The sequence below is a fragment of the Bradyrhizobium sp. TM102 genome (assembly GCF_009176685.1).
GTDB classification, from domain to species: domain Bacteria; phylum Pseudomonadota; class Alphaproteobacteria; order Rhizobiales; family Xanthobacteraceae; genus Bradyrhizobium; species Bradyrhizobium ottawaense.
Genome location: NZ_AP021855.1, coordinates 4,520,711 through 4,536,983, shown reverse-complemented (window position 1 = coordinate 4,536,983; position 16,273 = coordinate 4,520,711). Strand labels below are relative to the sequence as shown.

Annotated in this window: 15 protein-coding genes and 1 pseudogene; 11 read left to right on the top strand and 5 right to left on the bottom strand. The window is 64.1% G+C overall.

The features are described from left to right. Positions 1-266 precede the first annotated feature (266 nt). Both GDN70_RS21700 and GDN70_RS21695 read left to right on the top strand, forming a co-directional pair. Complete coding sequence (locus GDN70_RS21700; RefSeq protein ID WP_028144826.1) at positions 267-944, top strand: glutathione S-transferase family protein; 678 nt, start codon at positions 267-269, stop codon at positions 942-944. Between the two features lie 10 nt (positions 945-954). Then, on the top strand, positions 955-1,278 hold the full coding sequence (locus GDN70_RS21695) for a multidrug efflux SMR transporter (protein WP_028144825.1): 324 nt from the start codon (positions 955-957) through the stop codon (positions 1,276-1,278). Here the strand turns inward: GDN70_RS21695 and GDN70_RS21690 are convergent. Continuing rightward, positions 1,275-1,922 (bottom strand): alpha/beta hydrolase, encoded by a 648-nt coding sequence (locus GDN70_RS21690; RefSeq protein ID WP_014495555.1) that lies wholly within the window; start codon positions 1,920-1,922, stop codon positions 1,275-1,277. The genes GDN70_RS21695 and GDN70_RS21690 overlap by 4 nt on opposite strands. Positions 1,923-2,272: 350 nt before the next feature. On the opposite strand from GDN70_RS21690, the gene GDN70_RS21685 reads away from it, so the two are divergent. The 8 genes and pseudogenes from GDN70_RS21685 to GDN70_RS21650 all read left to right on the top strand — a co-directional run. Beyond that, positions 2,273-3,412: a cysteine desulfurase family protein gene (locus GDN70_RS21685; protein WP_152103015.1), complete on the top strand. Its 1,140-nt coding sequence runs from the start codon at positions 2,273-2,275 to the stop codon at positions 3,410-3,412. A 125-nt stretch (positions 3,413-3,537) separates the two neighbouring features. Beyond that, a complete protein-coding gene (gene sufB / locus GDN70_RS21680) occupies positions 3,538-5,034 on the top strand; it encodes a Fe-S cluster assembly protein SufB (protein WP_028144823.1) in 1,497 nt (498 codons plus the stop codon). Between the two features lie 61 nt (positions 5,035-5,095). Continuing rightward, a complete protein-coding gene (gene sufC / locus GDN70_RS21675) occupies positions 5,096-5,848 on the top strand; it encodes a Fe-S cluster assembly ATPase SufC (RefSeq protein ID WP_038946651.1) in 753 nt (250 codons plus the stop codon). Positions 5,849-5,859: 11 nt separating this feature from the next. Beyond that, positions 5,860-7,164 carry a Fe-S cluster assembly protein SufD gene (gene sufD / locus GDN70_RS21670; RefSeq protein ID WP_038946652.1) on the top strand — a complete coding sequence of 435 codons (1,305 nt, stop codon included), beginning with the start codon at positions 5,860-5,862 and terminating at the stop codon, positions 7,162-7,164. Further along, a complete protein-coding gene (locus GDN70_RS21665; protein ID WP_038946653.1) occupies positions 7,161-8,408 on the top strand; it encodes a cysteine desulfurase in 1,248 nt (415 codons plus the stop codon). Before sufD ends, GDN70_RS21665 begins: the two co-directional genes overlap by 4 nt. After that, positions 8,405-8,776: an SUF system Fe-S cluster assembly protein gene (locus tag GDN70_RS21660; protein WP_018323035.1), complete on the top strand. Its 372-nt coding sequence runs from the start codon at positions 8,405-8,407 to the stop codon at positions 8,774-8,776. Before GDN70_RS21665 ends, GDN70_RS21660 begins: the two co-directional genes overlap by 4 nt. A 49-nt stretch (positions 8,777-8,825) precedes the next feature. Beyond that, positions 8,826-9,224 (top strand): iron-sulfur cluster assembly accessory protein, encoded by a 399-nt coding sequence (locus GDN70_RS21655; protein WP_018323036.1) that lies wholly within the window; start codon positions 8,826-8,828, stop codon positions 9,222-9,224. Between the two features lie 159 nt (positions 9,225-9,383). Continuing rightward, positions 9,384-9,813, top strand: a pseudogene (locus GDN70_RS21650) (TfoX/Sxy family protein); the annotation flags it as partial. A 69-nt stretch (positions 9,814-9,882) separates the two neighbouring features. Here the strand turns inward: GDN70_RS21650 and fabA are convergent. From fabA to GDN70_RS21630, 4 genes are all read right to left on the bottom strand, one after another. Then, positions 9,883-10,413 (bottom strand): bifunctional 3-hydroxydecanoyl-ACP dehydratase/trans-2-decenoyl-ACP isomerase, encoded by a 531-nt coding sequence (gene fabA / locus GDN70_RS21645; RefSeq protein ID WP_038946657.1) that lies wholly within the window; start codon positions 10,411-10,413, stop codon positions 9,883-9,885. Between the two features lie 97 nt (positions 10,414-10,510). Further along, complete coding sequence (locus GDN70_RS21640) at positions 10,511-11,578, bottom strand: GGDEF domain-containing protein (protein ID WP_028144818.1); 1,068 nt, start codon at positions 11,576-11,578, stop codon at positions 10,511-10,513. A gap of 165 nt (positions 11,579-11,743) precedes the next feature. After that, positions 11,744-13,276: a DEAD/DEAH box helicase gene (locus GDN70_RS21635; protein ID WP_038946660.1), complete on the bottom strand. Its 1,533-nt coding sequence runs from the start codon at positions 13,274-13,276 to the stop codon at positions 11,744-11,746. A 299-nt stretch (positions 13,277-13,575) separates the two neighbouring features. Continuing rightward, positions 13,576-14,538 (bottom strand): helix-turn-helix domain-containing protein, encoded by a 963-nt coding sequence (locus GDN70_RS21630; RefSeq protein WP_028144816.1) that lies wholly within the window; start codon positions 14,536-14,538, stop codon positions 13,576-13,578. Between the two features lie 199 nt (positions 14,539-14,737). On the opposite strand from GDN70_RS21630, the gene GDN70_RS21625 reads away from it, so the two are divergent. Then, on the top strand, positions 14,738-16,252 hold the full coding sequence (locus GDN70_RS21625) for a caspase family protein (protein WP_152103014.1): 1,515 nt from the start codon (positions 14,738-14,740) through the stop codon (positions 16,250-16,252). Positions 16,253-16,273: the final 21 nt, after the last annotated feature.

Below are 16,273 nucleotides of genomic sequence, written 5' to 3'. Positions count from 1 at the left end.
GCCCGCATCTCGTGACGATCGCGAAGCGCCCCTCTGGCAGGGCCGGGATGGCGTGTGTATGCCATAAATCCGAAATTCGGGAAAGTGGAATATTTTTGCGGACGGGGATTGACGGGTTTTGGGTGTTTTGCCCGACGCGCGCCGATGCCGATGACGGGCAGGGTGATCGGCCGGCCCTAAATTAATGCAATTGCATTGATCTTGACAGTTGCATGCAAATGCATCTATGTTGGGTGCAGCTGCATCGAAACGCCGGGATCTTGGCCATGACCGCGTCACTGAAACTCATCAGCCACAAGCTTTGCCCCTACGTGCAGCGCGCCGTGATCGCGCTGAAGGAAAAGGGCGTGCCGTTCGAGCGGATCGATATCGATCTCGCCGCAAAGCCCGACTGGTTTCTAAAACTCTCGCCGCTCGGAAAGGTGCCGGTACTGGTGGTGACGACGGACCATGGCGAGGTCGCGCTGTTCGAGAGCAACGTGATCTGTGAATACATCGAGGAGACACAGGGCGGCGCGAAGCTGCATCCGGCGGATGCGCTGAAGCGTGCCGAGCATCGCGCCTGGATGGAGTTCGGCTCGGCGATCCTCGGCGATCTCTGGGGACTGGAGACGACGACGGATCCGGCGATCTTCGAAACCAAGCGCCAGGCGCTCGCCGCGAAATTCGCGCGTGTCGAAGGGGCGCTCGGCGCGGGACCTTATTTCGCTGGCGATGCGTTCAGCCTGGCCGATGCGGTGTTCGCGCCGATCTTTCGCTATTTCGATCTGTTCGACGAACTGACCGAGCACGGCATCTTCACCGATCTTCCGAAGGTGCGGGCGTGGCGCGCGCAGCTTGCGAAGCGTCCGAGCGTACGAACCGCGGTCGGCGCGGACTATCCTCAATTGCTGCGCGCCTTCCTGGTGCGGCACGACGCGCATCTGCTCAAGCTCGCCGCCTGAGACGATGCCGATGTCGCAATCCCTGGCCTGGCTGATGCTGGTGATCGCCGGCGCGCTCGACGTCGGCTGGGCGATCTCGATGAAATATGCGGAGGGCTACACGCGCTTAGGCTGGAGCGTCGTTTCGGTGGTGCTGCTCGCGGCCTTCGTTGTCCTGCTCGGGCGGGCCTTGAAGGTGCTCGAGGTCGGCGTCGCCTATTCGGTGTGGACCGGCATTGGGGCTGCCGGCACTTTCGTGATGGGCGTCGTGTTGTTCGGCGAGACCTTGAGCGCGATGAAGCTTGCGGGCATCGCGCTCGTCTTGATGGGGATCGCCGCGCTAAAGCTCGCTTAGCGCACGTTGGCCAGACGCATGTCGAGATAGGCCGTGATGGTCTCCATCAGCGGCTCGAGCTTGGCGTCGAAGAAATGGTTGGCGCCGGGGATGACCTGCTGGTCGATCACGATGCCCTTCTGCGTCTTTAACTTCTCGACCAGGGTGTTGACGTCCTTCGGCGGCACCACCGCGTCCTTCTCGCCATGCACGATCAGGCCCGATGACGGGCAGGGCGCAAGGAACGAGAAGTCGTAGAGATTGGCCGGCGGCGCGATCGAGATGAAGCCCTCGACCTCGGGGCGGCGCATCAGGAGCTGCATGCCGATCCAGGCGCCGAAGGAGAAGCCGGCGACCCAGCAGGCGCGTGCTTCGGGATTGATGGTCTGCGCCCAGTCGAGCGCGGCGGCAGCATCCGACAATTCGCCGGTGCCGTGGTCGAACGAGCCCTGGCTGCGGCCGACGCCGCGGAAATTGAAGCGCAGCACCGAGAAGCCGCGATGCGCGAACGCATAGTAGCACTGGTACACGATCTGATGATTCATCGTGCCGTGAAACTGCGGATGCGGATGCAGGATCATCGCGATCGGCGCGTTCTTCTGCTTGGCCGGGTGATAGCGGCCTTCGAGACGGCCGGCAGGGCCAGTGAAAATAACTTCAGGCATCGATGATCTCTTGATTGATGTGCTGGAGAGACGATCCTCGGCAATCAACCGATTGTGGCCTCATCGGCAGGTACCGACGGAAGCGCGAATGAAGGGTGAGAAGGCGCGCCTTGCGGTGATGCGCTGAAGGCGTGCGGTGACTTGACGGTGCGGGTTCTAACATAGGCTGAGGGTCAAAAAGCAAGCATCTTGAACATCACTCAATGGGCTCAAGATGTTAGCGTGTATGGTCGCGTCATCAGCTGCCGCGGGTATGGAATCGCCCGTTGCCAAGCGCGTGTCGGGGCGCCATGTCGGGCTGGATGGGCCCCAACGGGTTAGGGTTGCCAGGCAAGGTAAGATAATACTACATGCGGAACCGCGTTTATCTCGACTGGAATGCGACCACGCCGCTGCGTGCGGAAGCGCGACGCGCAATGCTCGCCGCCTGGGATCTGGTCGGCAACCCGTCATCGGTCCATGCCGAGGGACGGGAGGCGCGACGGCTGATCGAGGAGGCCCGCGCCACGCTGGCGGTGGCGGTAGGGGCGCTGCCGCGGAACGTCGTCTTCACCTCCGCTGGCACGGAAGCCAACGCGCTGGCGCTGTCGCCTGGCCTGCGGCGGTCATCCGGCGGCCCGGTCGAGCGGCTGCTGGTCTCGGCCGTGGAGCACGCTTCGGTGCTGGCCGGTGGCCGGTTCGCGGCGGACAAGATCGGCCTGATCCCGGTGATGCGTTCCGGTGTGGTTGACCTCGACCATCTCAGGAGCCTGCTCCGCGACGGCGCTCCGGCACTGGTTTCCGTCATGGCGGCGAACAACGAAACCGGCGCGCTCCAGCCGGTCGCGGAGGTCGCCCGGATCGTCCATAAGGCCGGCGGCCTCCTGCACGTCGATGCAATCCAGGCGCTTGGCAAAATCCCATTCGAGATCAACGCTATGGGCGCGGATCTTGCGACTTTTTCCGCACATAAGGTCGGCGGCCCCAAGGGCGTCGGCGCCCTGGTCGTGGCGGAGGGACTGACGGGATTGGAGCCGTTGTTGCGGGGAGGCGGCCAGGAGTTGAACCGGCGCGCCGGAACCGAGAATGTTGCGGGGATTGCCGGCTTTGGCGCAGCGGTGAAAGCCGCGCTTCAGACTCTTTCGGAAGATGCGGAGCAGGTGGCAACCCTCAGAAATCGCTTGGAAAATGGCATCCGGGGAATCGCCGGCGCAACGATCTTCTCGGATGAGGTCAAGAGGTTGCCTAATACCGTCCTTTTCACCGCGCCCGGCCTCAAGGCTGAGACCGCCGTGATCGGCTTTGACCTCGAAGGCATCGCAGTCTCCTCGGGTTCGGCCTGTTCCTCGGGCAAGGTCCAGCCGTCCCATGTGCTGTCCGCCATGGGATACGATCCCGCCGTGGCCCAGGGAGCGGTGCGTCTCAGTCTGGGCTGGTCCACGGAACCGGATGACATCAATAGGGCGTTAGAGGCTTGGCGAAAGCTCGGTAATACCCTACTTAAGAGCTAAGCGATGAAACACGGCTTGAACGGTTCTAAGCGCGTGCTTTCCGCCAAAAAACATCGTAATAGACACCGTAATAATCGTTCGAGTTTGATCCACCGCGGTCCTTGAAACCGCGAGCGGAGGATGGAATGCCAGCCGTACAAGAGACGGTCGAGCGCGTGAAGCGCATCGACGTCGACCAGTATCGTTATGGGTTTGAGACCCTGATCGACTCCGAGAAGGCCCCCAAGGGGCTGTCGGAAGAGATCGTAAAATTCATCTCGCAAAAGAAGAACGAACCCGCCTGGATGCTCCAGTGGCGGCTTGAGGCCTATCGGCGCTGGCTGACCATGACCGAGCCGACCTGGGCGCGCGTCGATTATCCCAAGATCGATTTCCAGGACCTCTACTACTACGCGGCACCGAAGCCGAAGAAGACGGTCACCTCACTGGACGAGATCGATCCGGAGATCCTGAAGACCTACGAGAAGCTCGGCATCCCCTTGCGGGAAGTCGCCATGCTCGAGGGCGTCGAACCGAAGCCCGGCGAGGAAGATCCCGCCCGCCGCAAGATCGCGGTCGATGCAGTCTTCGATTCGGTCTCGGTTGCGACCACGTTCAAGGCGGAGCTGAAGAAGGCCGGCGTGATCTTCATGCCGATCTCGGAGGCGATCCGCGAGCATCCCGAGCTGGTGCAGAAATATCTGGGCTCGGTGGTTCCGACCTCGGACAATTTCTACGCGACGCTGAACTCGGCGGTGTTCTCCGACGGCTCGTTCGTCTACGTGCCGCCGGGTGTGCGTTGCCCGATGGAGCTGTCGACCTATTTCCGCATCAACGAGCGCAACACCGGCCAGTTCGAGCGCACGCTGATCATCGCCGACAAGGGCTCCTACGTCTCCTATCTCGAAGGCTGCACCGCGCCGCAGCGCGACGAGAATCAGCTGCACGCCGCCGTGGTCGAGCTCGTCGCGCATGACGATGCCGAGATCAAATATTCGACGGTGCAGAACTGGTACCCCGGCAATTCGGAAGGCAAGGGCGGCATCTACAATTTCGTCACCAAGCGTGGTGACTGCCGCGGCGACCGTTCGAAGATCTCTTGGACCCAGGTCGAAACGGGTTCGGCGATCACCTGGAAGTATCCGAGCTGCATTCTCCGCGGCGACAATTCGAGCGGCGAGTTCTACTCGATCGCGATCTCGAACGGCTTCCAGCAGGTCGATTCGGGCACCAAGATGATCCATCTCGGCAAGAACACGTCGAGCCGCATCATCTCCAAGGGCATCGCCGCCGGAAAGTCGCAGAACACCTATCGCGGCCTCGTCACCGCGCACCGGAAAGCGACCGGCGCGCGCAACTTCACCGCCTGTGACTCCTTGTTGATCGGCGATAAATGCGGCGCGCACACCGTGCCGTACATCGAGGCCAAGAACTCCTCGGCGACGTTCGAGCACGAAGCGACGACCTCGAAAATCTCCGAGGACGTGCTGTTCTACTGCATCCAGCGCGGCCTTTCGCAGGAGGAGGCGGTCGGCCTCGTCGTCAACGGCTTCGTCAAGGACGTGCTGCAGCAGCTGCCGATGGAATTCGCGGTGGAAGCGCAGAAGCTGATCTCGATCTCGCTTGAAGGGTCGGTCGGTTAATACCGACCCTCGCGGTGCGCTTAAGCGCTCCATGCATCATTTGAATAGACTGGACACCAAAATGGCTTTGCTTGAAGTGAAAGACCTCAAGGTTCGTGTCGAGGAGCGTGAGATCCTCCACGGGCTGACGCTGACCGTGAACGAGGGCGAGGTGCACGCGATCATGGGGCCGAACGGTTCCGGCAAATCGACGCTCTCCCACGTGATCGCCGGCAAGCCCGGTTACGAGGTCACCGACGGCCAGATCCTGTTCAGGGGCGAGGATCTCCTGGAGATGTCGCCTGACGAGCGCGCCGCCAAGGGCGTGTTCCTGGCGTTCCAGTATCCGGTCGAGATCCCCGGCGTCGCCACCATGAACTTCCTGCGCACCGCGCTGAACGCCCAGCGCAAGGCACGCGGCGAGAGCGAATATTCGACGCCGGACTTCCTGAAGAAGGTTCGTGAGGTCTCGAAGTCGCTGAACATCCCGCAGGACATGCTCAAGCGCGGCGTCAATGTCGGCTTCTCCGGCGGCGAGAAGAAGCGCAACGAGGTGCTGCAGATGGCGCTGTTCGAGCCGAGCCTGTGCATCCTCGACGAGATGGATTCCGGCCTCGACATCGACGCGCTGCGCATTGCTGCCGACGGCGTCAACGCGCTGCGTTCGCCGGGGCGCGCGATGGTCGTCATCACCCATTATCAGCGGCTGCTGAACTACATCGTGCCCGACGTCGTGCACGTGATGTCGAAGGGCCGTGTCGTGAAGAGCGGCGGCAAGGAATTGGCGCTGGAGCTGGAAGCCTCCGGATATGCCCAGTTCGAGGACGCCGCGTAAGGAATTTTGCGATGAACGTTGCTGTGGCAAAGACCGGAAAGGGCCGCGCGGTGAGCGATCTCTTCACCAGCGCCGAGGGCCGGCTGCCGGGTTCGACCGCGGTCACCGCCGTGCGACGCGAGGCGTTCGAGACCTATGAGCGTCTCGGCCTTCCGCACCGCCGGATCGAGGAATGGAAATACACCGACCTGCGCGCGCTGGTCGGCGAGGTGCTGCCGCTTGCGGCCGCGCCCGACGCGGCCGCGCTGAAGCGCGCCGCGGACGCTGTGAAGGTGCATGCGATCGCGGGCGCCCGCAAGCTGGTGCTGGTCGACGGCGTGTTCGCGGCCGATCTCTCCGACGTGAAGGCGCTGGCAGCCGAGGCGGGCTTCAGCACGTTGCGGGAAACGCTGGAGAAGGATGCCGGTCTGCTGAAGACCGCGTCCACCGATGCCGTGATCGCGCTGAACGCGGCGATGGCGACCGATGGCGTGGTGCTGTCGATTGCCGACGGCGCGCAGCTGTCCGCGCCGGTCCAGATCATCCACATTGCGACGGCCGCGTCGGCGTCGGCCTTCACCCGTTCGCAGGTCGCGGTCGGGAAGGGCGTGCGCGCCACCATCATCGAGAGTTTTGTCGCGGCTGGCGCCAAGACTTACCAGGTCCATGACGCTGTGTTGGTGACGGTCGGCGACGATTCCGACGTGGCCCATATCCGCCTGATGGATGATGCGCCTGACGCGCTGAATGTCTCGTCGCACTTCGTCACCGTCGGCGCCAACGTGAAGCTCAACTTCTTCAACATGACGACCGGCGCCGCGGTCAGCCGCCTCCAGGGCTTCATCACGCTGGCGGGCGAGGGCAGCGAGCTCTCGGCCAACGGCGTCAACCTGTTGCAGAAGACCGAGCACGGCGACACCACGCTGGTGGTCGACCACGCCGTGCCGAACTGCGTCAGCCGCGAAGTTTTCCGCGCCGTGATCGACGATCGCGCCCATTCGGTGTTCCAGGGCCGCATCATCGTCCGTCCCGATGCGCAGAAGACCGACGGCAAGATGATGACGCGCGCGCTGCTGCTCTCGGATGAGGCCGAGGCCGACAACAAGCCCGAGCTCGAGATTTTTGCCGACGACGTCTCCTGCGGCCACGGCGCCACCGCCGGCGCGCTCGACGACAGCCTGTTGTTCTATCTGAAGGCCCGCGGCCTGCCGGAGAAGCAGGCCCAGGCGCTGCTGATCCAGGCTTTCGTGGGCGAGGCGATCGAGCAGATCGCCGATGACGGTTTGCGCGAGCACGTGATCGGCATCGCCGAGCGCTGGCTGGAGCGGCGGTCATGAGCACGCATCCCGCAGTCAGGAACGGTGCCTATGACGTCGCGCGCGTGCGCCAGGATTTTCCGGCGCTCGCCATGCAGGTCTACGGCAAGAAGCTGGTCTATCTGGACAACGCCGCCTCTGCGCAGAAGCCGAGCGCCGTGCTCGATCGCATGACGCAGGCCTACACTAGCGAATACGCCAACGTGCATCGCGGCCTGCATTACCTCGCCAATGCCGCGACCGAAGCCTATGAGGGCGGTCGCACCAAGGTGGCGCAGTTCATTAACGCGCCCCGTACGGAAGAAGTGATCTTCACCCGCAACGCGACCGAAGCGATCAATCTGGTTGCCTCGTCCTGGGGCGGGCCGAACATCGGGGAAGGCGACGAGATCGTCATCTCGATCATGGAGCACCACTCCAACATCGTGCCGTGGCACTTCCTGAGGGAGCGCCAGGGTGCCGTGATCAAATGGGCGCCCGTGGACGACGAGGGCAATTTCCTCATCGACGAGTTCGAGAAGCTGCTGACGGCCAAGACCAAGCTGGTCGCGATCACGCAGATGTCGAACGCGCTCGGCACCATCGTGCCGGTCAAGGAGGTCGTCAGAATCGCCCACGCGCGCGGCATTCCCGTGCTGGTCGATGGCAGCCAGGGCGCGGTGCATCTGCCCGTCGACGTCCAGGACATCGGCTGCGATTTCTACGTCTTCACCGGCCACAAGGTTTACGGGCCGACCGGCATCGGTATCCTCTGGGCCAAGTACGACCACCTCGTCGCGATGCGCCCCTTCAACGGCGGCGGCGAGATGATCCGCGAGGTCTCGCGCGATGTCGTGACCTATGGCGACCCCCCGCACAAATTCGAGGCGGGCACGCCCGCGATCGTCGAGGCCGTCGGCCTTGGCGCTGCCATCGACTACGTCAATTCGATCGGCAAGGAGCGCATCGCCGCGCACGAGCACGATCTCACCACCTATGCCCAGGATCGGCTCCGCGAGATCAATTCGCTGCGGCTGATCGGCACGGCACGGGGCAAGGGCCCGGTGATCTCCTTCGAGCTGAAGGGCGCGCATGCCCACGATGTCGCCACCGTGATCGACCGCCAGGGCATCGCGGTGCGCGCCGGCACCCATTGCGTGATGCCGCTTTTAGAGCGGTTCAACGTAACAGCCACCTGCCGAGCCTCGTTCGGCATGTATAATACGCGGGAAGAAGTCGATCATCTGGCACAGGCGCTTTTGAAGGCGCGGGATTTGTTCGCATGAGTGACACGGCCGAAATCAAAGCTAGTCCGATGGAGACCCATTCGGCGCTGCCGCCGGAGGAGACCGAGCGGCTGACCACGGAGATCATCGCCGGGCTGAAGACCGTGTTCGACCCGGAAATCCCGGCCGACATCTACGAGCTCGGCCTGATCTACAAGGTCGAAATCAAGGACGATCGCTCCGTCGACGTCCAGATGACGCTGACGACGCCGAACTGCCCGGCCGCCGGCGAGCTGCCGACCATGGTCGAGAACGCGGTTGCCAGCGTCCCCGGCGTCGGCGTGGTCGACGTCAAGGTCGTTTGGGAGCCGCCGTGGTCGCCCGAGCGCATGAGCGACGAGGCGCGCCTCGTGCTCAACATGTGGTGACGCTTAATCTCAGCATTGAATTTGCTCCGCAACGGACCAGATAGATAAGATGACCCAGGCGACACCAGCATCCACTCCGAAGCCGCGGCGGCCGCGCCCGCAGGTGATGCGGCTGACGGACGCTGCTGCCCAGCGCATCACCGAGCTGACCCAGCGCGCCGATTCGGAGATCGTCGGCCTGCGCGTCGGCGTGAAGAACGGCGGCTGCGCCGGCCAGTCCTACACGGTCGAATACGCCCACGACGTCCGCCCGACCGACGAGGTCGTCGAGGACAAGGGCGTCAAGATCCTGGTCGATCCCAAGGCCGTGCTGTTCCTGCTCGGCACCGAGATGGACTACAAGGCCGACAAGATGCAGGCCCAGTTCGTCTTCAACAATCCGAACCAGATTTCCGCCTGCGGCTGCGGCGAGTCGGTTGAGTTGCGGCCGGCCAAGATCGACGGATAACGCCTTCCCAAGACTCTCGTGTCCCGGACGTGCCGCAGCGCTCCTCGCGCTGCTGCGCAGAGCCGGGACCCACGCTATAGTCACCAGCGCAAAAGACTGGGCCCCGGCTCAGCAGCGCATCGTTACACGCTGCGCTGCGTCCGGGGCACGAGGGGGCCCATGGACCGCGAATTCCTGACCGACCTGTTTGCCGATTTCGGGCCCGTCACCATCCGGAAAATGTTCTCCGGCTACGGCATCTCCGCCGACGGCATCAACTTCGCGCTGTCACTGCGTGCCGGCCTGTTCTTGCGCGCCGACGAGGTGACGATCCCGGACTTTGAAGCCGAAGGCTCAAAGCCGTTTCAGTACTCGACCCGCGCCAGGACCGTGGTGGTCAACTCCTATTGGGAGCTGCCGGCGCGCCTGTTCGACGATTCCGCCGAGCTCGCCCAATGGGCGAGGGCGGCACTCGCCGCCGCCCAGCGCGCCAAGGTGAAGACGCGGCCGAAGAAAAAGGCGGCGGCAAAAAAAGCCGCGCCGAAGAAGCGGTTGGCCAAGAAGGCAGCCAAAAGGAAGGTGCGGTAGGGTGGGCAAAGCGGAGCGTGCCCACGATCAGGATGTCATCGCGAGAGATCGTGGGCACGGCGCTACGCGCCTTTGCCCACCCTATGGGATCTCAGTCTGTAGCCTTAGTCAGACCAACTCGCATATCCTTCGCCACAAAGATCGATATGCCATCTGCCAGCACGCGGCCATCGGCAATTCCGAGCACCAGCTTGCCGCGGCGGACCATCCGCATGGCGACTTCGTAGCGCACGCGTCGCGTCTCCGGAGTGATGGTGCCCGTGCACTCGACTTCGCCGACGCCGATGGCGCGGCCCTTGCCCGGTGAGCCCGACCAGCCGAGCCAGTAGCCGACCATCTGCCACATCGCATCCAGACCCAGGCTCCCCGGCATCATCGCATCACCTCGATAGTGACAATCGAAGAACCAGTGGTCCGACACGATATCGAGCTCGCCGACGATATGGCCCTTGCCGAATTCGCCGCCGTCCAGGCTGATTTCCGTGATGCGGTCCATCATCAGCATCGGCGGGGCCGGCAGTTGCGCATTGCCCGGCCCGAAATAGCCGCCGTCGCTCGATTTCAGCAGTTCGTCCCTGGTGTAGGACGGTTGCGGCGTGTGAAAATCATGGGGATTAGGCACGACGACAAGTCCTCAACGCTCGCGGTCTGGCGGCGCAGAAGATGGCGGTCGTCACGTTGGAATGTCAAGCGCAGCCGTTCGGCATGCCGCGATCGCGTCACGCCACCCGGCTGTGGGTCTCGACCGCGTATTCCGGATCGGCTTCGCAGATCACGCGGTTGCGGCCGTTACGCTTGGCGGCATAGAGGCAGGCATCCGCACGCTCGATCAGCGCGTCGGTGTCGTCGCCCTGCTTGAGCATGGAGACTCCGACCGAGATGGTGACGCGGCCGAGGATCTCGCCCGTGGACTTCTTCTTCAATTCCTTCGCCATCACTGCGCGGCGGATGTGGTCGGCCACCGTGAGGGCCTGACGCAGTGCGGTGTTGGGGAGCACGACCGCGAATTCCTCGCCGCCATAACGCGCGGTGATGTCCTGGCCCTTGATGGTCTGCTTCAGCGACAGGCCGACGAGCCGCAGCACTTGATCGCCGGTGAGATGGCCGTAGGAATCGTTGAACGACTTGAAATGATCGATGTCGAACAGCAGCAGCGACAGCGGCTCGCCCGAGGCGAGGGCGCTCTGCACCGCCATGTCGATCATGCGGTCGAAATATTTGCGGTTGCCAAGGCCCGTGAGCGGATCGGTCAGGCTCTCGGCGCGGATCGCCTCCAGGCTCTGCTGGAGATTGCTGATCTCGTTCTTCGACAGCGTCAGCCGGTCTTCCAGCGTCTTGTTGGTTTCGCGCATCTCGCTGGTCGAACGGAGCAGCGTCTCGACGATCGCCTTGATCTGCTCGCGGTTCTTGGCCGACGCCAGTTTCTCTGTGGCCCCCGACAGGCTGGCATCGTAGGAGCCGGTCATGCCGAGTGCATCGCTCAAGACCTTCATCACGTCGTCGATCTCGCCGATGACGCGCGCGCCGACCTTGTCGATGCGGTCGGTGGTCTTGATGTGGGAGAGATAGGTCTCGTAGATCTGCTCGAGATCGGCTTCAGTCAGCTTGCCGCTGCGCGCCAGCGTCTCATTGACGATCTTGTTGAGCGGCGCGTTGTAGCCGGTGGCGTAGACGTACCAAATCTCATAGTTGCGGGGAATTGCCGTCTGCCGCAGCGATCGGATCTGCCCGAGCGCTACCTCGGCGAACGCCATCGTGCGTTCGTGTTCGTCGAGAACCTTGACCACGGAACATACCCCACAGCGGTCGGTGCGCCGTCGACCGCAGCAATGCTTAAATTATGTTCGTAGGCTAACGGACGATCGTGAACACCCCGTAAATATACGTTCACGAATGCATCTAAAAAATTGTGCGGCGGCTTTGCTCAACCGAAACCTGGGGCGCCTCGCGCCTCAGGCTCCGGCGGGGGAGCGGACCGGCCGCAGCAGAAACGCCGGCAGATGCGAGTGATCGCCCGGCTCGCTGTCGGCCTCGCGCTGGCGGCGGGGCTCGGGACGGCCGATCGACGGCACGTGCGAATTATTGGCCTGCTGGCGCGCGTCGTGACGCGGCTCCGCCCTGCGCTTGTCGTCGGAACGATGCCTTGCTTCGGCGGGCTGTCTTGCCTCCGAAGAACTCTTTGCTTCAGAAGAATGTTTGGCCTCGGAAGCATGTCTTGCCTCGCCACGGGGCTCGCGCGGCTCGTGGCTGCGCTCACGGTCGCGGCCGCGCTGCGGCTTGCCGCGTCCGCCGCGTGAACGTTCGCGGCCACGCGACTCGCGCGGACGCTCGGTCCCATCGGAGGCTTCGGCGTGGATTTCAAAGTCGCCTTCGGCGCGCGGAATGCTCTGGCCGATCAGCTTCTCGATTGCCACCATCGACTTCTGGTCGAGCGGCGTCACGATCGAGATCGCGGTGCCGGTGCGACCGGCGCGGCCGGTGCGGCCGACGCGGTGGACGTAGTCATCGGGATGGTGGGGAACGTCGAAATTGAAGACGTGGCTGACCTCGGGAATGTCGAGGCCGCGGGCGGCGACATCCGAGGCGACGAGGAGCGGTAGCTCTCCCTTGCGGAACTGTTCGAGCGCCGCCATGCGGGCCGGCTGGTCCATGTCGCCGTGCAGTGCGCCGACGCTGAAACCATGCTTCTGGAGCGATTTGTGAACGATGGCGACTTCGCGCTTGCGATTGCAGAAGATGATCGCGTTCTTGAGATCCTTGGCTTCGCGCAGCAGGCGGCGAAGCAGCTCGCGCTTCTCGTGCGCCTCGCGCCCGGCTGGCACCTGGGATTGCGTGACGGTCACGGCAGTGGTGGCAGGCTTGGACACTTCGACCTTCTGCGGATTGTGCAGGAAGGCTTCGGTGATGCGCCGGATTTCCGGCGGCATGGTCGCGGTAAAGAACAGGGTCTGTCGCGTGAACGGGACGAGCTTGCAGACGCGTTCGATGTCGGGGATGAAGCCCATGTCCAGCATGCGATCGGCCTCGTCGATGACGAGCAGCTCGACCCCCGTGAGGAGCAGACCGCCGCGCTCGGTGTGGTCGAGCAGACGGCCGGGGGTGGCGATCAGCACGTCGACGCCGCGCGTCAGCTTGGCATCCTGGTCGCCGAAGGAAACGCCGCCGATCAGAAGCGCGACGTTGAGTTTCTGGCCGGCGCCGTAGCGGTCGAAGTTTTCCTTGACCTGGGCCGCGAGCTCGCGGGTCGGCTCGAGGATCAGCGTGCGCGGCATGCGCGCCCGGGCCCGGCCCTTCTCGAGGATGGTGAGCATCGGCAGCACGAAGGCCGCGGTCTTGCCGGTGCCGGTCTGGGCGATGCCGAGCACGTCCTTGCGTGCGAGGACGTGGGGGATCGCCTGTTCCTGAATGGGGGTGGGGGTGGTGTAACCGGTGGCCGCCACTGCGGCGAGGACTTTTTCGGACAGTCCGAGATCTGAAAAGGACATTGAGCCTCTGGTCGAAACCGCCGTTCGGAATCGAGGGTAATAAGGCTGTCGCGTTCCACCCCGAAACGGCGCGCTCTCAAAGAAGCTGGGGGTGCTGACTCACGCGAACAAAGCGCCAGGCTCAGGAATCGGTCTTCGATCTGAGCCGCGTCGCCCCGGAACATAGGCGGGAATCGGCCAAAGTCAATGGAGCGGGCGCGGGAAGGTCCTAAAAAACCTGAGGTTTTTACCAAATAGCGGGTGCGACTGGGGTTTTTCCGCCCAACCCCGCGCTCCGGCCTGAGCCGCCAAAACGGCGGCTAACGCCTATCCGAGCCCTGCGCCCGGAAGTCACCCGGGGCCATGCCATAAGCGGCATTGAAGACCCGGTAGTAGGTTGCCAGGCTCTCGAAGCCGCAGGAGGTCGCGATGTCGGCGATCAGCCGCTCGGGTGCCTCACGCATCAGGCGGCGGCTCTGTTTCAGGCGTTCGTCCGTCACGGTCTGTGAGAAGCTCTTCGCCGCGGTCTCGAACAGCATGTGCAGGTGGCGCACGGACACGCCGAGCTCGTCGGCCACCATCGTCGGTGCCAGATCCGGGTTTTGCAGGTGGCCCGCGATCAGGCGCCGGGCCCGCGAGAGGCGGGCGGTCCGCAGCGCGGCCTGTCCGCGCCGGCTGCCGGGCCTGACGATGCCGCGCTCGATCAGCGCCAGATGGGCCAAAGCCTGGACGAGAGAGGTCGCATCGCTGTCGCCCTGATCCGTTGAGGCTTCGCCGAGCTCGGCAAAGCAGGCCCCGAGCAGGGGCGCCAGGGTGGGGTCGCCGAACGTCCGGGGCGCAAGCTCGCGCATGCGCTTGTCCTGCGCCGGGATGGTGCTGACCGGAATCTTCAGGATCCGCAGGTGAAAGCCCCCGGCGCCGAGCGGCGCCGTGCGGTAGGGCAGGTCGGTATGGCTGGTGGCGAAACTGCCGGGGGCGATCGCGAAGTCGTTGCCGCGCATGCCGCCGAACCAGCCGCCGCTGCCGAGCTGCTGGTAGACGCAGATGCTGTCGCCGGGTGCGTAGGCGATGTCGGAGGTGCTGCGCTCGACCGCATATTGCGAGGCCTTCAGCTCGACGAGGCCGGCGCCGCCAAGCTGGCGCAGCGAGAACTCGCCGAAGAAGTCCGCGCGCCGTTCGCGCGCGAGTTCGGCAGTGACACCGAACAATCCCTTGGAGCGCACCTCGCGCCAATAGTCGAAGCGATCGTGCGGCTCGACCTCGTCGGTACACCAGCGATACACGGCAGCCCTCGCTTGCAGCGCAATTGCCCTAGAAAGAGCAGATTCCACGGGAATCTGCCATAGCCAGATCATGGAACCGCGGCCCAGGTTCCTTGAACCACGGTAACGTCTGGGCCGACTATCACACAGCGGCAGGGGGTCCAATGAACTGCTGTTCGAGGGAAGCGGCTTGGCGCCGTTCTGCAACGGGAATCTTGCGATGACGCGTCGGCTTTTCAGAATTCTGGCGGCCCTTGGCCTGGCGGCGGGCCTGAGCGGCTTCGCAGCTCCCGCCTATGCCGAGAAGCGTGTCGCGCTCGTCGTCGGCAACAACGACTACAGGAACGTCCCGAAGCTGCTCAAGGCGGTCAACGACGCCCGCACCATGGGCGATACGCTGAAGCAGCTCGGCTTCTCGGTGATGATCGCCGAGAACCAGAGCCGGCAGCAATTCTCCGAGACCCTGCTCGCCTTCGACAAGGCGATCGAGCCGGGCGATACCGCGTTCTTCTTCTACGCCGGCCACGGCTTCGAGATCGCAGGCCAGAACTACCTGCTGCCGACGGACGTGCCGGCGGCGACCGAAGGGCAGGAAGAGCTGGTGCGTGACGCCTCGATCCTGGCCGACCGCATCGTCGAGCGCCTCCAGAACAAGAAGGCGCGGACCTCGATCCTGGTGTTCGACGCTTGCCGCAACAACCCGTTCGAGCGCAAGGGTACCCGCGCGGTGGCCGGTGGTGGCGGGCTTGCTCCGATGGTGCAACTGCCCGAAGGTGTGTTCTCGGTGTTTTCGGCAGGTCCCCGCCAGACCGCGCTCGACCGCCTCTCCAACGACGACACCAATCCCAATTCGGTGTTCACGCGCACCTTCGCCAAGGAGCTGCTTCAGCCCGGCGAGAACCTCGTGCAGGTGGCGCAGCGCACCCGCCGTGCCGTCAGCGAGATGGCCGATACCGTCAAGCACAGGCAGGTGCCGGTCTATTTCGACCAGATGGTCGACGACGTCTTCCTCAGCGGCATGGCGAAGGATGCCGTCGCGCGGCCGGCTGATCCGCCACCGCAGAAGCTCGCGGCGCTACCGCCGGTGTCGGTGCCGCAACTGCCGAAGGAGGAGACCCTCAACGCGCCGATCGCGAGCTTCTCGCGGCACAATGGCGGCTGGAGCGTGGTGTTCTCGTTCGCCGACCCGACGCTCGGCATTTCCTGGCGCATGGCCGGCAAGGGCGATTTCCGCGAGACCGGCTTCATCGACACGCTCGATCCGCGCACGCGCAAGCGGATGCCGAACCCGTCGATCGAATTGCCGCCGGATGCTGCGGCCGGCACCATCGAGGTCCGCTATGTCGATCAGTCCGGCGACATGCAGGGGCCGTTCCCGATCCGGTTCGATCCCGAGGCCGCGCTGATCCGCGACCAGCGCAAGATCCTCGACATGACATCGACGAGCTGGCTGTCGTTCCGCGAGTTCAACGGGCTGCTGGTCTACTACACGCACCTCGTGTCCTATCGCTGCGCCATCCGCGAGGTGCGCATCGGCATCGACACTGCCGTGCCCAACCAGGTGCTGAAGATGCCTGCTTGCGACATGCGCGACCCCAGTGCGATCACTGCGGGCATGCCGCTCTACATGAAGCTCGCACCGAGCACACAGTCCGTCTCCGTAGAGCTGACCTATCGCGACGGCAGCGTCTCGGAGATCAAGAGTTTCCGCAGCGCGAACCGCAGCAATAATTGAGGGCGTGTCGATCGGGCGGGC

Bases quoted from the DNA above. Each gene is read 5' to 3' on its own strand.
- sufD (WP_038946652.1), top strand. From the start codon at position 5,860: ATGAACGTTGCTGTGGCAAAGACCGGAAAGGGCCGCGCGGTGAGCGAT.
- GDN70_RS21700 (WP_028144826.1), top strand. From the start codon at position 267: ATGACCGCGTCACTGAAACTCATCAGCCACAAGCTTTGCCCCTACGTG.
- GDN70_RS21625 (WP_152103014.1), top strand. From the start codon at position 14,738: ATGACGCGTCGGCTTTTCAGAATTCTGGCGGCCCTTGGCCTGGCGGCG.
- GDN70_RS21655 (WP_018323036.1), top strand. From the start codon at position 8,826: ATGACCCAGGCGACACCAGCATCCACTCCGAAGCCGCGGCGGCCGCGC.
- sufC (WP_038946651.1), top strand. From the start codon at position 5,096: ATGGCTTTGCTTGAAGTGAAAGACCTCAAGGTTCGTGTCGAGGAGCGT.
- GDN70_RS21685 (WP_152103015.1), top strand. From the start codon at position 2,273: ATGCGGAACCGCGTTTATCTCGACTGGAATGCGACCACGCCGCTGCGT.
- GDN70_RS21660 (WP_018323035.1), top strand. From the start codon at position 8,405: ATGAGTGACACGGCCGAAATCAAAGCTAGTCCGATGGAGACCCATTCG.
- sufB (WP_028144823.1), top strand. From the start codon at position 3,538: ATGCCAGCCGTACAAGAGACGGTCGAGCGCGTGAAGCGCATCGACGTC.
- GDN70_RS21665 (WP_038946653.1), top strand. From the start codon at position 7,161: ATGAGCACGCATCCCGCAGTCAGGAACGGTGCCTATGACGTCGCGCGC.
- GDN70_RS21690 (WP_014495555.1), bottom strand. From the start codon at position 1,922: ATGCCTGAAGTTATTTTCACTGGCCCTGCCGGCCGTCTCGAAGGCCGC.
- GDN70_RS21695 (WP_028144825.1), top strand. From the start codon at position 955: ATGTCGCAATCCCTGGCCTGGCTGATGCTGGTGATCGCCGGCGCGCTC.
- GDN70_RS21635 (WP_038946660.1), bottom strand. From the start codon at position 13,276: ATGTCCTTTTCAGATCTCGGACTGTCCGAAAAAGTCCTCGCCGCAGTG.